Source organism: Undibacterium sp. GrIS 1.8, assembly GCF_040544445.1.
In the GTDB taxonomy this organism is placed as follows: Bacteria; Pseudomonadota; Gammaproteobacteria; order Burkholderiales; family Burkholderiaceae_D; genus Undibacterium.
The window spans coordinates 69851-85171 of sequence record NZ_JBEONQ010000022.1 but is presented as its reverse complement, the minus strand read 5'-3'; the positions used below and the strand labels follow the sequence as shown (position 1 = coordinate 85171).

At 48.2% G+C, this 15321-nt stretch carries 13 protein-coding genes; 5 read left to right on the top strand and 8 right to left on the bottom strand.

Annotation, left to right across the window (positions count from 1 at the left end; translation table 11 throughout):
• Window positions 1-140: 140 nt before the first annotated feature.
• Window positions 141-2468 (bottom strand): molybdopterin-dependent oxidoreductase, encoded by a 2328-nt coding sequence (locus tag AAKU64_RS12335; RefSeq protein ID WP_354362196.1) that lies wholly within the window; start codon window positions 2466-2468, stop codon window positions 141-143.
• 103 nt (window positions 2469-2571) lie between these two features.
• Here AAKU64_RS12335 and AAKU64_RS12330 point away from each other — a divergent pair, with 103 nt between their 5' ends.
• The gene (locus AAKU64_RS12330) at window positions 2572-3144 is read left to right on the top strand and encodes a TetR/AcrR family transcriptional regulator (protein WP_354329028.1); all 573 of its coding nucleotides are present in this window, start codon (window positions 2572-2574) and stop codon (window positions 3142-3144) included.
• A 73-nt stretch (window positions 3145-3217) separates the two neighbouring features.
• Here AAKU64_RS12330 and ssb read toward each other — a convergent pair whose 3' ends face one another.
• A complete protein-coding gene (ssb, locus tag AAKU64_RS12325; RefSeq protein ID WP_322121025.1) occupies window positions 3218-3706 on the bottom strand; it encodes a single-stranded DNA-binding protein in 489 nt (162 codons plus the stop codon).
• Between the two features lie 342 nt (window positions 3707-4048).
• Here ssb and uvrA point away from each other — a divergent pair, with 342 nt between their 5' ends.
• The 3 genes from uvrA to AAKU64_RS12310 all read left to right on the top strand — a co-directional run bounded on the left by uvrA (window position 4049) and on the right by AAKU64_RS12310 (window position 8992).
• Window positions 4049-7000: an excinuclease ABC subunit UvrA gene (uvrA, locus tag AAKU64_RS12320; RefSeq protein WP_354362195.1), complete on the top strand. Its 2952-nt coding sequence runs from the start codon at window positions 4049-4051 to the stop codon at window positions 6998-7000.
• 308 nt (window positions 7001-7308) lie between these two features.
• On the top strand, window positions 7309-7884 hold the full coding sequence (gene pth, locus AAKU64_RS12315; RefSeq protein WP_354329024.1) for an aminoacyl-tRNA hydrolase: 576 nt from the start codon (window positions 7309-7311) through the stop codon (window positions 7882-7884).
• Between the two features lie 10 nt (window positions 7885-7894).
• Complete coding sequence (locus AAKU64_RS12310) at window positions 7895-8992, top strand: patatin-like phospholipase domain-containing protein (RefSeq protein WP_354362194.1); 1098 nt, start codon at window positions 7895-7897, stop codon at window positions 8990-8992.
• A gap of 299 nt (window positions 8993-9291) precedes the next feature.
• Here AAKU64_RS12310 and AAKU64_RS12305 read toward each other — a convergent pair whose 3' ends face one another.
• The 5 genes from AAKU64_RS12305 to AAKU64_RS12285 all read right to left on the bottom strand — a co-directional run bounded on the left by AAKU64_RS12305 (window position 9292) and on the right by AAKU64_RS12285 (window position 12585).
• Window positions 9292-9486 (bottom strand): type II toxin-antitoxin system antitoxin, encoded by a 195-nt coding sequence (locus AAKU64_RS12305; RefSeq protein WP_354329020.1) that lies wholly within the window; start codon window positions 9484-9486, stop codon window positions 9292-9294.
• Window positions 9487-9567: 81 nt separating this feature from the next.
• Window positions 9568-10044, bottom strand: coding sequence for a hypothetical protein (locus AAKU64_RS12300; protein ID WP_354362193.1), 477 nt, complete (start codon window positions 10042-10044; stop codon window positions 9568-9570).
• Between the two features lie 99 nt (window positions 10045-10143).
• Window positions 10144-10365: a hypothetical protein gene (locus AAKU64_RS12295; RefSeq protein ID WP_354362192.1), complete on the bottom strand. Its 222-nt coding sequence runs from the start codon at window positions 10363-10365 to the stop codon at window positions 10144-10146.
• A gap of 50 nt (window positions 10366-10415) precedes the next feature.
• Entirely contained in the window at window positions 10416-11336 is a 921-nt protein-coding gene (locus tag AAKU64_RS12290) for an SPFH domain-containing protein (RefSeq protein ID WP_322121018.1), read from the bottom strand.
• A gap of 409 nt (window positions 11337-11745) precedes the next feature.
• The gene (locus AAKU64_RS12285; RefSeq protein WP_354329014.1) at window positions 11746-12585 is read right to left on the bottom strand and encodes a PhzF family phenazine biosynthesis protein; all 840 of its coding nucleotides are present in this window, start codon (window positions 12583-12585) and stop codon (window positions 11746-11748) included.
• A gap of 566 nt (window positions 12586-13151) precedes the next feature.
• On the opposite strand from AAKU64_RS12285, the gene AAKU64_RS12280 reads away from it, so the two are divergent.
• Window positions 13152-14534: an MATE family efflux transporter gene (locus tag AAKU64_RS12280; protein WP_354329012.1), complete on the top strand. Its 1383-nt coding sequence runs from the start codon at window positions 13152-13154 to the stop codon at window positions 14532-14534.
• A gap of 125 nt (window positions 14535-14659) precedes the next feature.
• Here the strand turns inward: AAKU64_RS12280 and AAKU64_RS12275 are convergent, their stop codons facing one another.
• On the bottom strand, window positions 14660-15148 hold the full coding sequence (locus AAKU64_RS12275) for a nuclear transport factor 2 family protein (protein WP_354362191.1): 489 nt from the start codon (window positions 15146-15148) through the stop codon (window positions 14660-14662).
• Between the last annotated feature and the right edge of the window lie 173 nt (window positions 15149-15321).

The following is a 15321-nucleotide window of genomic DNA, read 5'->3' as shown; positions in this document are numbered from 1 at the left end:
CTTTCATCTTGCCAGAAATGGCCGCTCCTTTCTCATCTATTTTGCGCTTCTCGCAATAAAATTACTCTCCGGTGTTTCGTTTTGCAAGAACCTCTCATGTCTTTTAAATTAGCGCCGCAGCATGCTCATCCGCTGATCAATCAGGCCGGTACAGGAATACGTTCTACTCTTGCCGCTACACGTTTATGCCAAGGTGTTCCGGCAATTGGATCGCGCTCCATCACGCCGGTTAATTCATTGAGCGATACGCCTTTACGTTCGACCACGCCATCGGCGCGGCGATAATCTAAACCTAGTCCGTTAGGTAGAGAAACATGGCCGGATTGCAGTCCCTCTGATAGCTCAACTTCTGCGTCGGCGCTGCCGCGGCGTGTCGTTACTCGCACCCAGTCACCCGGCTGACAACCTAAGTCAGCGGCATCTTGGGGACTAATCCGCAAGGTTCCAAAGCTGCCTTTCTTATGCCAGCTGCTATCTCTGAATGTGGTGTTGGAGGTTTCGGTACGACGTTCGCCAGCGGAGAGTATGAAAGGATATTGCATGTCAACAGTAGGGCCGCCTTTGCTGATTTTTTCGATTTCAGGTAATAGCTCAGGTATCCATAAATTGATACGATGATCCGGGAGTCGCACCGCTTGCCAGCTATGTTTGTATTCTGCAATAGCGTAGACCACGCCCGATGGACTGTTGACGATCGCGTTGAACAAGCGGTTAGCCGCTAACACAGGATGTCCGCTGAAACCTGCGCCAGCGGCGGCCTGCGGCTGCTGACGGATATACATCTGACAGATCCCCCATAAAGCTGCGGCAGGTGCCGCTGCCTTTGTCATTTGTTCACCCAAGGTGCGATAAAGCACGACAGGCGCATTCCGGGCTACCCGCTTATCGCGCATAGATTTCCATGCAAAAGCGAGAGCGTAAGGTAGCAAACCTAACTTAGCAGCTTTGCGTAACAAGCCGTATTGCGCAGGTCCTACCGCTCCCAGTGCCTCGACCAGACGGGCATGGATTTCTGCTTCTGACAAAGTGCCTTCACGCGGCGCAAACAAGGGATGCCGTAAATGAAAGGCATTTTTTGGCACTTCTAAATTAAAGAAAGCCGCCTCCGCTTTTTCAAAAATACTAGACGCTGGAAGTACGTAGTCTGCCTGCAACGCGGTTTCTGTCATCGCCACGTCTAGTACGACACTCAACTCTAAAGCGCGTAAAGCTTCGCGCATTTTTTGGCTATCTGCTAAGGAATGAACCGGGTTGGCGCTTTCGATCAACATCGCCCGGAAGCGTTTTGGATGATCCGTAAGAATTTCTTCAGGGATCACATTACAAGGGATTAAACCCATGATCACTTTGAATCCTGTTACAGGACTGGTGCGACCAACTCTGGGCTTGGCAGATGTAGCTTGTGAAGGCGTTTTCGGATTTTTGGTTTTTTTACTTTGATCCCGGCCAGACATAGATAAGCCCAGCAAAGGGACGAAAGAGTTGTTGGTACCTTGGCGTCCATAATTGCCCGTTAATAACCACACCAGACGATTTAGATAGCTGTTCAGCGTGGAATGCATATTCATCTGTACGCCAAGATCTTCTAACATCGAGACACTTTTTGCATGGACGATGCGGCGGGTCGCGCCGCGTATCAAATCCTCGTCAACACCACAAATTTGGGCGTATTCAGGTATAGAAATTTTGCGTAATTCGGCGGCGATGTTGTCATAGCCAGTGGTATGTTCTGCATGCCACTCCATCGGAGCCAAATTATCTTGTACGATGATTGCTGCCATCGCCATCAAGCACCAGGCGTCTGTACCTGGTTTGACTGCGAGGTGATAATCCGCCATTTCTGAGGTTTCGGTCTTACGGGGATCAATCACAATAATGCTGCGGTTTGGATCTTTCTGCATATCTCGCAAAATCACACGCGCTCTTGCAAAGCCATGCGACTGCCAAGGATTTTTCCCCAGGAAAACTGCCACTTCAGCATGCTCAAAATCACAATGCACGCCAGACCCCATCATCTTGCCCTGCACCCAACCCTCGCCAGTTTTTTCTTGTGCTAAGGCGTTAGAACGATATTCAATACCCAAGGCCTTAATCGTGCTATCTGCATAAATGCCACCCAGATGATTGCCTTGACCACCACCTCCGTAATACAAAATACTTTCGCCACCATGCTTGCGTTTAATCTCGGTAAATTTTTCTGCGATCTCACGGATCGCAGTGTCCCAGTCAATCGCCTCGTAACTACCGTCGGCACTTCTGCGCATAGGCGAAGATATGCGGTCAGCGCCATTCTGGTAATAGTCCATACGCTGCGCCTTTTCGCATAAATATCCTTGCGAGACTGGATGCATCTTATCGGCACGAATACGAATAATCCTTGACCCCTCGGTTTGGACTTCGAGACCACAATTGAGCGCACAAATAATGCACGCTGTTTTTTTCCACTCCACAGGTTCTGAATTAGTCATTTGTCGCCTCGAACGTTATAAAGGATTATTGGATAGTGATCGTTATCCTATATAATGTTAATCCTAGCGTCAATAGAAACGTCAACCTAAATTTCAAATTTATATGCGCTATTCGAAGGAACACAAAGAAGGAGTCCGAAGTCAACTGCTCTCGGAAAGTGGAAGCTATGCAAAAAAACATGGTTTCGCAGCAACAGGTGTTGATGCACTGGCGAATGCCGCGGGGCTGACAACAGGTTCGCTCTACAAACACTTTAGCAACAAGAGCGATCTTTTTACTGCCGTGATCACAGCAGAAATAGGTCGCACTGTGCAGGTTTTTGAGAACATGAATCCAGATGATATGGGAACCATCCTTAAAGCACTGGCGAGCTACCTCAGCATGCAGCACGTACACTCACCGGAGACTGGATGTCTGCTGCCCTCACTCACAGCAGAAGTAGCACGCGCCAATGACGATGCGCATCTAGCGTTTGAAGCTGGCATGCTCCGGTTCAAAGATGTATTAAAAGAAATGACCGGATCAGATACAGTCGCATGGACAGTGATCGCACAAAACGTCGGTGCAGTCATGATTGCCAGAGCTATGCAGCACGAGTCAGCAAAAGAAGAAATCATTAATGCGGTGCGAACCACCGGTGCTCAACTTTTAGTCGAAGCGTTTGAAAAGAAATAACTTGTAAAACTTAAGAAAAAAAACGCAGCCTTTAAGGGCTGCGTTTTTACTTTTGTATTGAGAAAGTCCGAAATTAAAACGGAATATCATCATCCATATCAGAAAAATTCGGTGCCGGGCGTGATGCTGGTGCCTGACGTGGTGCAGATGATGGCGCTGGTGCGCTTTGGCGTGGTGCTGATGGGGCGCCGCCGTACTCATCCATCGGTGCACCGCCGCCCATACCTGGACGTCCGCCCAACATTTGCATGGTGTCTGCTTTGATGTCGGTAGCGTATTTCTCTACGCCGTCTTTGTCGGTGTATTTACGCGTGCGAAGACTGCCTTCCACATAGACTTGCGAACCTTTTTTCAGATATTGACCAGCGATTTCTGCCAGTTTGCCGAAAAAAGTAATGCGATGCCATTCGGTCTGCTCTTTTTTCTCGCCGGTGGCTTTATCTTTCCAGTTTTCTGTAGTGGCAACGGTGATGCTGGTCATGGCGTCGCCGCTAGGCATGTAACGCGTTTCTGGGTCGCGTCCGAGATTGCCGATAATCTGGACTTTATTGAGGGATGCCATGTATTTCTCCTGTTGTTCGCTAATTAAGTTCACTAAGTAATAGTGATTATTTGATGAATTTGACAATAACTCTGGCTAAAACCACATTCAGCCCATTCAGCCATCTCGCTGTTTAGCTGATTGAGCATTTGCCGCCGATTATAAGCCAGACAAGCTTAGTAAAGCGTTTCAGAATGCTCTTATCCATTCGTGACGTTGCCATACAGATATGTCAAACACGGGACAAAAACAAAGTCCGCAGCTTGCACACGTCAAATTTCAAAAACCCGTTATAGTATCAGGTTGCTTGTTCCCGAATCAAAAAACCGGGGAGCCAAACCATCCTTACGGAAAGCAGTTGATATGACACAAAATACGGTCAAAGTTCGTGCAAAATCGGCCAAAGCAGCCAAGCCTGCTGAAATCGACTTCGATAAAACTGGCATCCCCGCACCTAAGCGTGACGAAATCCGCATTCGCGGTGCGCGTACACATAATTTAAAAAACATCAGTTTAGATTTGCCACGCAATAAGCTGGTGGTCATTACTGGTTTATCCGGCTCAGGTAAATCGTCTTTGGCGTTTGATACTTTGTATGCAGAAGGCCAGCGACGTTATGTCGAATCACTGTCAGCTTACGCACGACAGTTTTTGCAATTGATGGAAAAACCGGATGTCGATCTGATTGAAGGTTTGTCCCCTGCCATTTCGATAGAGCAAAAAGCGACCTCGCACAATCCGCGTTCTACCGTCGGTACGGTAACTGAGATCCACGATTATCTGCGCCTTTTGTATGCCCGCGTCGGTACGCCGTATTGCCCAGATCATCCAGAAAATCCATTGGCAGCGCAGTCTGTATCGCAAATGGTGGATACCGTGCTGGCAATGCCGGAAGATACCAAGCTCATGATTTTGGCGCCCGTGGTGTCCAACCGCAAAGGTGAGCATGTTGATTTGTTTGAGCAGATGCAAGCGCAAGGCTTTGTGCGCTTCCGCGTACAAACTGGCACACACCCGGCCAAGATTGTCGAAGTGGATGATCTGCCTAAATTAAAAAAGACGGAGAAGCATACGATCGACGTGGTGATTGATCGTGTCAAAGTCAAAGCTGAGATCAAACAACGTCTGGCAGAGTCATTCGAGACCTCACTGCGCATCGCCAATGGTCGCGCCTTGATTGTGAATATGGACAACGGCCATGAGCAATTATTCTCGAATAAATTTGCCTGCCCGACTTGCGGTTATTCGCTACAAGAATTAGAACCGCGCCTGTTCTCCTTCAACAATCCTATGGGTGCTTGCCCAGAGTGCGATGGCCTCGGCCACATCGAATTTTTTGATCCGAAACGGATTGTTGCCTTCCCAAATTTGTCGCTGGCCAGCGGTGCGGTCAAGGGCTGGGACAGACGCAATCAATTCTATTTCCAGATGTTGTCCAACCTGGCGGCGTTCTATGATTTTGATATTGATACGCCGTTTGAACAATTGCCAGAATCTGCTCAGCAAGTGATTCTGTACGGATCAGGTAAACAGAATATTCCCTTCACTTACATTAATGAGCGCGGTCGTACCGTCATCAAAGAACATACCTTTGAAGGCGTGATCGTCAATCTGCAACGCCGTTACCGCGAGACAGATTCGATGGCAGTAAAAGAAGAACTCGCCAAGTTCATCAATGAAAAGCAATGCCCTAGCTGCGACGGTGCACGTTTGCGGATTGAGGCTCGTTACGTCAAAGTCGGTAACGGCGCGCAGGAAAGAGCGATTTACGAAGTCAGCGCCCTGCCTTTGCGCCAAACCCTGAGCTTCTTTGAATCACTGACTTTAGTCGGTGCAAAACGAGAAATTGCAGATCGCATTATTAAAGAAATCAGCTCGCGTCTAACCTTTCTCAACAACGTCGGTCTGGACTATCTATCTTTGGACCGCAGCGCCGATACACTCTCCGGTGGCGAGGCACAGCGTATCCGTCTGGCGTCACAAATCGGTTCTGGTTTGACTGGTGTGATGTATGTACTAGATGAACCCTCGATCGGTTTACATCAGCGCGACAACGATCGCCTGATCGATACGCTAAAACATTTGCGTGATATCGGTAATTCTGTGCTGGTAGTCGAGCATGATGAGGATGCGATCCGCTGCGCCGACTTTGTCGTTGACATGGGCATCGGTGCAGGTGTGCATGGCGGTGAAGTCATTGCCCAGGGTACGCTAGAAGACATCATGAAAAGCGAACGCTCGCTGACCGCGCAATACCTGAGCGGTGCCATGGCAATCGCCGTCCCTAAAAAGCGCACGACCTTTAATCCGGAAAAACAATTCGTGATCTCTGGCGCACGAGGCAACAACCTAAAAAACGTGACGCTCAAGTTACCAGTTGGCTTACTCACCTGTGTGACTGGCGTATCCGGCTCTGGCAAATCTACACTGGTCAATGACACCTTATATCCTGCCGCTGCGCGCCACTTATATGGATCGCAAACCGAGCCTGCCGCGTTTGACAGCATCAGCGGGCTAGAACATTTTGATAAAGTCATCTCGGTCGATCAAGCACCGATTGGCCGCACACCGCGCTCCAATCCAGCTACTTATACTGGTTTATTCACACCGATACGCGATCTGTTTTCTACCGTGCCGGTGGCCAAAGAACGAGGCTACAGTGCAGGACGTTTCTCGTTCAACGTCAAAGGCGGTCGCTGCGAATCCTGTCAGGGTGATGGCGTGATCAAAGTCGAAATGCATTTTTTACCCGACGTGTACGTGCCTTGCGATGTGTGCCACGGCAAGCGCTACAACCGTGAGACATTAGAAGTCCAATACAAGGGAAAAAATATCAACGAGGTGCTGGGCTTGACGGTAGAAGATGCGTATGAATTCTTTAAACCAGTTCCCGTCATCGCACGTAAACTACACACACTGCTAGACGTGGGCCTAGGCTACATCCGGCTGGGACAAAGTGCGACTACGCTGTCTGGCGGCGAAGCACAACGGGTAAAATTGTCCCTGGAATTATCCAAACGTGACACCGGTCGTACTCTGTATATTTTGGATGAACCAACGACGGGTCTGCATTTCCATGATATTGATTTGCTGCTCAAAGTCATTCACCGTTTGCGCGATCAAGGAAATACGGTTGTCATCATCGAACACAATTTAGACGTGATTAAGACCGCCGACTGGATCGTCGATCTGGGACCAGAAGGCGGCGCAGGCGGTGGCCTGATTATCGCAAGTGGTACGCCAGAGGATGTTGCAGCAAACCCTGAGAGTGTGACGGGTAAGTATTTACAACCCTTGCTGAAGAAAAAAAAGTAAAACTGCTTGTCCAATGATTCTGCGGCTTCTGGCGTGATTTTAAGCCAGAAGCCGCAGAATCATTGGACGCTCTATTTTGATTTTGTCTAAAAAATTTTAACCGGAATGTCGCCGCGGAATGCGTCATACGCCCCGTAGCAAGCGATAAAAAATAGCAAGGTGTACTGGTCAGCATGGCGCACCATACGGTTATTAATTATAGATAAGCGAACTATGTGACCTGTTGATCTACAAGATGACGTGTAAAAAATTCAAATCAATTCAATCTATCAACTCACAGCTAATGCACTATTTTTGCTGAAATTATTATGTCTATCCGCCTCATAGTCGGCCTCGGCAATCCTGGCCCTGAATACGAACAAACCCGCCACAATGCTGGCTTCTGGCTGGTTGATCAACTTGCGACAAATGGTTTGCAACGCGATAAAAATTTTAACGCGCTGGTGGCTAAAACCAGGCTTGCTGGCGAAGAGGTCTGGCTGTTGCAACCACAAACATTTATGAATCGTTCTGGCCAGTCGGTCGGTGCGATTTGTCGGTTTTATAAAATCACGCCAGATCAAGTATTGGTGGTGCATGATGAGCTGGATATTTTGCCGGGTATTGCCAAGCTTAAATTAGGTGGTTCGTCTGGTGGTCATAACGGGTTGAAAGACATCACCGCAGCTTTGGGGACACAAGATTATTGGCGCTTGCGGATAGGTATCGGACATCCACGTAGTCTGAACTTGCAACAAGGTGTTGCTGATTTTGTTTTGCATCGCCCGCGCAAAGAAGAGCAGCCTTTGATCGACGAATCGATTGCCAAGAGTCTGGAGATCATTCCTATGCTGGTCGAAGGAAAATTTTCTGCCGCGACAATGCAGTTACATACCGTGAAATAAAGTACCTCCTATGACATCCCCCATACAAATCCGCGCCGGAAAATTTGCTCTCGAACATATTCGTCAACACGGTTTGCAGGCGCGCGACATCGCGGTTATACCTGCTGCTGCGGGTGGCCCTAAAGGGTTGATTTTGCAGGCGCTGGATAAATGGTTATTTGGAGAATGGTTGCCAAGTGCACCGCGCGAACGTACTTTGATCGGGGCATCCATCGGTGCCTGGCGTATGGCGGCGGCGAGCCACGCTAATCCGGTGGCGGCGTTCCAGCGCCTCGGTGATTTGTATTGTGAGCAGCGTTATCCTGAAAAACCTTCAGCCCAATATGTGACGGATGTTTGCGTTGAATTGCTACAAAATTTTATCGGTGGTTACGAGCAAGAAATCGTACACCAACCGCTACACCGTCTGCATCTGCTGGCAGTACGTGGCCGGGGCTTTTTAAACGCACCACAATCGAGTGGCAAAGCTAAAGCGGGATTTGTGGCAGCGACGTTTTCGAATCTGGCATCGCGCTCTAAACTCGCTAATCACATGGACAGAATGGTGATTGGCGACGTGCGTGATCCGCTGTTTTGGTTGAAGGCAAAATTTGATGCGTTCGATACCCATTTCTCGTCATTAACGGCAGATAATTTAGCCCCGGCCTTATTGGCATCGGGTACCTTGCCACTGATTATGGAACCTGTGCGCCATATTCCTCATGCGCCGACGGGTACGTATTGGGATGGTGGGATTATTGATTACCATCTGGCGCTGCCTTACTCGCGTTTAAGCGGTAACAAAGAAGGTGGCTTAGTGCTGTATCCGCATTTTACCGACCATATCGTGCCGGGCTGGCTAGATAAAAGTTTGCCATGGCGACGCGCCAGCATAGGCAAAAACCGGCATTGGCTGGACAACGTGATTATGGTGTCGCCATCACCGGGTTTTCTACAAACTCTGCCACGCGGCAAGGTACTCGACCGGAAAGATTTTTTCTTTTACGGTAGCAATCATGATTTACGTATTCATCATTGGAAAACCGCGATAGGAGAAGGCGCACGACTGCGAGATGCGTTCGCTGATTTTATTCAACGGCCTGATGTAAGCCAAGTATTGCCGCTGTAAATCTGCGGCGTTGAATGCAGGTAAATTAAGAAACGTCTGACGCAAAAACGGAACGCTACTCGCTGGCATTCACATGGACCCAGATGGCTGGAGGTAAAACATCAAGACCTCTCAACACAGAGACACAGAGCCACAGAGAAAATCAGGAGAACAGCGCTAAAACCTGTCTTTCTCTTCCTTTATTGTTCTCTGTGGTGAGAGGTTTTGGTTTTTGCGTGAGTCCTAATAAGAATTGTTTTTCTCTGTGCCTCTGCGATCAAATATTTTTGATTGTTAGTCCTAAGCTATCACTACGATGCTCACTCAGTTTTTACGTCATTCTGGCTAACAGATTCAATATCGACCTTGCGGCCACGCTGGCTTAAAGCGTCTCTCAGTAAATACTCCACTTGCGCATTACTACTCCGAAGTTCTTGCGCGGCCATACGCTCGATCTCTGCCCAAAGTGCAGGATCGATGCGTAACAAGAAAGATTTTTTCCCGGGGCTGGCCATGATGTTTCTGATCTACCTGAGTGAGCGACTTAATTGGTGAACTTAACTGGCGAACTTACTTGGTAAGCTTAGTTACTAAGCTTATTTAATAAGCTTATTGGCATAATTTGCCAGCGCGTTGTTCAAAGCGGCACACAACACCTCAGGTTCGGCAGAACCTAACCTCAGGCTGGAGCCATCTGCTTTGGTAATGCGCACCGCGCCTTTTCCGGCGGCGTTGTAGAGCATGCCCTCTTTGGTAAAGCGAATACCCCAGCCTTCTATCCAGCGTGATTCACATTGCTCTATCTGACGGATATCAGTCAGCGCTAACTTCCATGCGGGCCAGCCAAATAAGCCGAAATACCAGCGCAAATGGGTATTGTCTATTTTGACTGTCAATCGTCCCAGCAAACCCAGCACCATAAAATTGATCGCAGCAATCGTCAGCAGCGCGCGCAAACGCGCGACTGGATCAAGCCCCATGGTTTTAACTGCCATCATGATTAGGGTCACTAAAGGCAGCATGATCCAGAGGACTTTCATCCATTGGCTTTGTTGGTATTTAATTTCGTTCACAACATTTTCCTCAACAATTTTTTTTTGATTCTGACTAGCTGGCAAACTTATTTAGCTACTTTGTTTGACTACTTCGTTAAGCGACTTCATTTTGCTAGATTAAGGTACTGGAGGTTGATCGCGCACACCTGATGTTGCATCGTGCGCACTGGCTACGGCAGGCGTGACTGGCACAAAAGGACCTTGCAGACGGAACTTGGCAAATCGCTCGACTTTATCCTGACCAAACCAACGACCTAAAAATGACAACCCAAAGAAGCATAAAATCAGTGCCAAAACGGAGGCGACTAAGACACCGAAGATCATCAACAATGGATGCATATCAACCCCTCAACAATATTCATCAGGAACACAACTTCAAACCGGCAGACTCAATTGTAAAGCGTACCGGTATTAATAATCGGCTGCGTCTCTTTATCCGAGCAAAGCACGACCAGCAAATTGCTTACCATTGCAGCTTTGCGCTCATCATCTAGCTCGACGATCTTGCGTTCAGACAAACCCTTGAGCGCTTCTTCTACCATCGTCACCGCACCATGTACGATCTTTTTACGCGCACTGATAATCGCATCGGCTTGCTGTCTGCGCAGCATGACTTGCGCGATCTCTGGTGCATAGGCCAGATGCGTGAGCTTGGCATCTTCCACATCAATCCCCGCGACTTCAAACCGGGTATGTAACTCTTGTCGTAAGGCTTTAGTCACCTCATCTAAACCAGCACGCAAGGTAGTCTCGTGCTCCGCCAGATCATCGCCCTCGTCATACGCATATTGCGATGCGAGATGACGGATCGCGGTTTCGGCCTGCACATTCACAAAGCGCTCGAAGTCATCGATATTGAATAAGGCCAGCGCCGTATCTTGTACGCGCCAGACAATCGCCGCACCAATCTCCACCGGATTGCCGCGCTTATCATTCACCTTCAAAGTTGGCGAATTTAAAGTGCGAGCCCGCAAACTGACTTTGCGTACCGAATACAAAGGATTGGCCCAACGCAAACCCGCGCTGCGATCGGTGCCGATGTACTTACCAAACAAAGACAACAAGGCCGCCTCATTCGGTTGCAGCATGTACAAGCCCGACAATAAAAACGCACCCAATATGCTGATCAGCAATTTACCAAAAATCGGCAGTACCACTGGCTCCAACGCATTGAAACCAGACCAGGCCCAATAACCACCCGCCACGATCAAAAACAAACCGACGGCCACCATCAGATAACCATCTGGCGAGGAATGAATGCGTTCATGCATCAATGACTTGCCACCGACAACTTTACTTGCTGTGTTCATATTATCTCCGTTTGAATGACATCAAAGTGATATCACTTTAGTAGCACTGATTGGAGATGTCAAGGAGAGTTTGGATTATAAATACAGGCGTTTGAATGGAAATAACGATTGCGGATTGCAACGATTGATCAAATTATTGAAGGAGAAATTCATATACTACCCCCATGTATTTTTTTATCCTCCAATTAATTATGGGCAGTCATAGCAATTTTATTTAAAAAAATTGGGAGTATATAAATAAAAGCTAACTGATATTTTATCAAGCTAGCATAAAACGCCACATAGCCCGATAGTCATACAGCCTAAGCAAATAACCGGAACACTCAAAATTGGTGCTATGTGGAAAGCTAACGGCTGCTGAGAGAGTAGTAATTAAGTAGGCAAAGGTAAAAATGCGTCCCCACCATCTCTACCAACTTAAGCTACCGCCACCGATCTGAATCACTCGGCCACCAACTTGAATATGCCCTTGATCAACTTTCAAGCTGAGTAAGCTGGGGCGGTTGATACTTCTGGCCTGGTGAATAATGACATCGAGCGGCTCGCTGCCATTGGTCGCTAACCACCATCCGCCAAGGTTGGCGCAAGCAGAACCGGTGCCCGGGTCTTCGTTGACACTGCTGTCACCTGTCATCCAAAAATACCTTGCCTCAAATCCTGCGCCGGTACTGGCAAACACATAGGTTTTGGCTTGTCCGTTCAAATTTTTACTAAACCTTGCCATTAGCGCTGCATCGGGGCGGCAAGCCTGTACGTATTCTGCGTTGGTCAGCGGAATCATTGGTTGCTCAGTGCCACAATCGACCCACACAACTGGGCCAGAAATCGCCTCGGCAGGTAAGTTCAACATTGCTGCCAGCTCGCTTGTGCTTGCTTGCATAGCCCGGTATTTGGGAGGATTGGCAGCTAGAGTCCAGCGGTCATTGTCTGCCCAAACCGGTATCAGGCCCGCCTGCATTTCTATTTTAAATTGCTTACCTGCGCCTAATAAATCACTGACTACCTGAGCAGACCCCAAGGTCGGATGTCCGGCAAACGCCATCTCATACGTGGGTGTAAATATCCGTATGCGTGCTGCAGCCTGGTCCGATGGCAATAGAAAAGTCGTTTCCGATAAATTGAATTGTCTGGCAATCAGCTGCATCTCTGCATCAGTCAGTGCGCTGCCATCTTCGATCACGGCAAGAGGATTGCCACCAAAGCTGGTCTCGGCAAAAACATTCAGTAAACGGTATTGAATCGTGGGCATAAGTGATTGAGATATTGGTGATCTGAGATTAAACAAAGAGTCTGAGTTTGCCATAAACATCGAGTTTGAGCCCGAGATTCAGTGCAAAAGTATGTCCGGGCTTCAGTCCCAGATTAACTATCTATACAGAAAGTCAGCAGTTAAACCATGATTCTGCAAAACTCATTATTTCTTATTGACCGTCGATCTAAATATTGACCATTTTTAATATACTCATATTGAGTATATTTAAATCGTCCAATTTTTTATAGGACAATACGGCATATTTCTATAAAGATAAGGGGAGTATGTTATTAATCCCGCGTCAGAAAAAGCGCATGACCGCTAGCGTTGAGGCTGTTATTTAACGTTTGGTATCAAGCTAAGATATTTCGCTAAGATACTTTTTCAGGGCTTACATAACATTATCCAGGCAAGGCGCGGCGATGAAGACCGTACTTCCTTAGTACTAACGAGAGCGACAACGCAGCTGGGGCGGCTTTGCATAAGTCCTCTTTTTATAAAAAATGAACTAAGATGCCATTCGCACTCTATTTTGCGACTCACACTCGCCTGCACTGCTGATTATGAAAACAAAAATCCTCACTGAATCCCGCGCCATGTGGCAACTCGCCTGGCCCGTCCTGATAGGTCAACTCGCTACTGTCGGCATGGGTGTCGCCGATGTGGCGATGACGGGGCATGCCAGTGCCAATGATCTGGCCGCTGTCGCGCTGGGTGCATCTTTGTGGGCGATGGTGCTGGTCACCGTGATGGGTGTGATGATGGCGATCAATGCGATTGTGGCGCATGAGGTCGGGGCTAATGCGCATCATAAAATCCCGCATATCGTCCGCCAGTCCTTGTGGATGGGCCTGGGCGTGGGTCTGGTGGGATATGTCTTGCTCAATCTGTCCACCGTGGTATTCGATCATATTTATCTGGAAGATAGCGTACGGGATAAAGCCGCGCAATTTGTGCATGTGATCAGTATTGGCTTGCCGCCTTTTGCCTGTTACCGCGCGCTCTATGGCTATACCGCCAGCCTGAACCAGACCAAGCCGGTGATGGTGATCGCGCTATTTGGATTGGCTTTTAATGTGTGTATTAACTGGTTGCTGATTTATGGCCATTGGGGCTTACCAAAATTGGGCGCAACAGGCTGTGCCGTAGCGACTGGCGTCGGTATGTGGCTGATGTTGGGAGCCATGGTCTTATGGATTAAAAAAGCACCGGCCTATCAATCAACTTACCCGTTCACACATAGAGAACCTGCACACTGGCCAGAGATACGCAAGATGCTGCGCATGGGCTTGCCCATCGGGGTGACCTATTTTGCGGAAGTCAGTGCATTTTGTGTGATCGGCTTACTGGTGGCACGCTTTGGTGTAGTCACGGTATCGGCACATCAAATTGCCTTAAATTTTTCGTCCTTAGTATTTATGGTGCCGCTGAGTTTTGGTATTGCCTCGGTAACACGTGTCGGTCAGGCGATGGGGGAAAATGACACGCAACGTGCCCGTTTTTCTTCTTGGGTAGGCGTAGGTTTATCGCTGGGATTTGCGGTGATATCGGCGTTGATGATCACCCTGTTCAGGCAAGAAATCGCAGCGGCGTACACCAGCGATGTCGCCGTCCAGCAGGTGACGGTCAAGCTATTGCTGCTGGCAGCGATCTTCCAGTTATCCGATGGTGCTCAGGTCGCCGCATCATCCGCAATACGAGGTTACAAAATCACCCGCACGCCGATGCTGATCCATCTGACAGCGTTCTGGGGTGTCTGTATTCCACTCGGTTGCATACTCGGTTTGGCACCTGAGTGGTTCCCGCTGCGGCCAGCAGAACCAATGGCTGCCAGCGGTTTCTGGATATCGCTAGTCGTTGGTTTAACGATTGCTGCCGTCTCGCTGGTAATCTATTTGCATCGCGTCTCGACTAGGTATTTGAAGAAAAATACTGCGCTCGCTTAATCAAAGCCACCAAATCAAAATCGCCGCTGTTTATTAAGTTAAGAACGTAAGTTGAAAACGTTAAACAGCGGCCATATCTCGTCTAATTAATTATTTAAATAAGCGCTAAACAAGACACGACAAACTTATTTTTTCAAAGCGCTATCCCAGTGTTCGGCAATTTTGCCGTCCTGAATACGGAACATGTCAAACCAGGTCGTGGTATATTTTTTGGTGGCATCTTTGGGATCGTCATACTGACGGACAAAACTAAGAACGACCATATCGCCATCGCCAACGATGGACACAAGCGGTGCTTTAATCTGCGCAGCAATCGGGGATGGTTTAGTAAATTTAGAGAAAAAATCGATAAACGCAGCGCGTCCTGAGGGCACATTCGGATTATGCTGAATATACGATTCGGTCAGATATTTGTCTGCCAAGTCCATATGTCCACCCTCAAATACCTCACGCCAGAAGTCATACACTAGGCGCTTATTTGCCGCAACCTGGGCGTCAGGGCTTGCCAGTAAGGCGACTTGATTTGGATTTGCTTGCACCGCAACCTGAGCCTGCGCTGACAACGGCAATGTAAAAGCACACGCCAAACCTAAAGTGATTAACAATTTAGTCAAAGGATTCTCCCTAAAATAATTGACGACCAGCATGATTGCTAGGCGCATCTAAAATATATGAGTTTAATTTCAAAAATACCAAGTAAATTGTAGCAATTTTTTTCGGGCGTCATAAAAACCCACGCCAAGCTGAAAGAATATCCGCTCACCAATTCAGACGAACTCCATCCTCA

Excerpts from the sequence above, each read along its gene's own strand:
- AAKU64_RS12335 (WP_354362196.1), bottom strand. The coding sequence starts at position 2,468 with ATGACTAATTCAGAACCTGTGGAGTGGAAAAAAACAGCGTGCATTATT.
- AAKU64_RS12330 (WP_354329028.1), top strand. The coding sequence starts at position 2,572 with ATGCGCTATTCGAAGGAACACAAAGAAGGAGTCCGAAGTCAACTGCTC.
- ssb (WP_322121025.1), bottom strand. The coding sequence starts at position 3,706 with ATGGCATCCCTCAATAAAGTCCAGATTATCGGCAATCTCGGACGCGAC.
- uvrA (WP_354362195.1), top strand. The coding sequence starts at position 4,049 with ATGACACAAAATACGGTCAAAGTTCGTGCAAAATCGGCCAAAGCAGCC.
- pth (WP_354329024.1), top strand. The coding sequence starts at position 7,309 with ATGTCTATCCGCCTCATAGTCGGCCTCGGCAATCCTGGCCCTGAATAC.
- AAKU64_RS12310 (WP_354362194.1), top strand. The coding sequence starts at position 7,895 with ATGACATCCCCCATACAAATCCGCGCCGGAAAATTTGCTCTCGAACAT.
- AAKU64_RS12305 (WP_354329020.1), bottom strand. The coding sequence starts at position 9,486 with ATGGCCAGCCCCGGGAAAAAATCTTTCTTGTTACGCATCGATCCTGCA.
- AAKU64_RS12295 (WP_354362192.1), bottom strand. The coding sequence starts at position 10,365 with ATGCATCCATTGTTGATGATCTTCGGTGTCTTAGTCGCCTCCGTTTTG.
- AAKU64_RS12290 (WP_322121018.1), bottom strand. The coding sequence starts at position 11,336 with ATGAACACAGCAAGTAAAGTTGTCGGTGGCAAGTCATTGATGCATGAA.
- AAKU64_RS12285 (WP_354329014.1), bottom strand. The coding sequence starts at position 12,585 with ATGCCCACGATTCAATACCGTTTACTGAATGTTTTTGCCGAGACCAGC.
- AAKU64_RS12280 (WP_354329012.1), top strand. The coding sequence starts at position 13,152 with ATGAAAACAAAAATCCTCACTGAATCCCGCGCCATGTGGCAACTCGCC.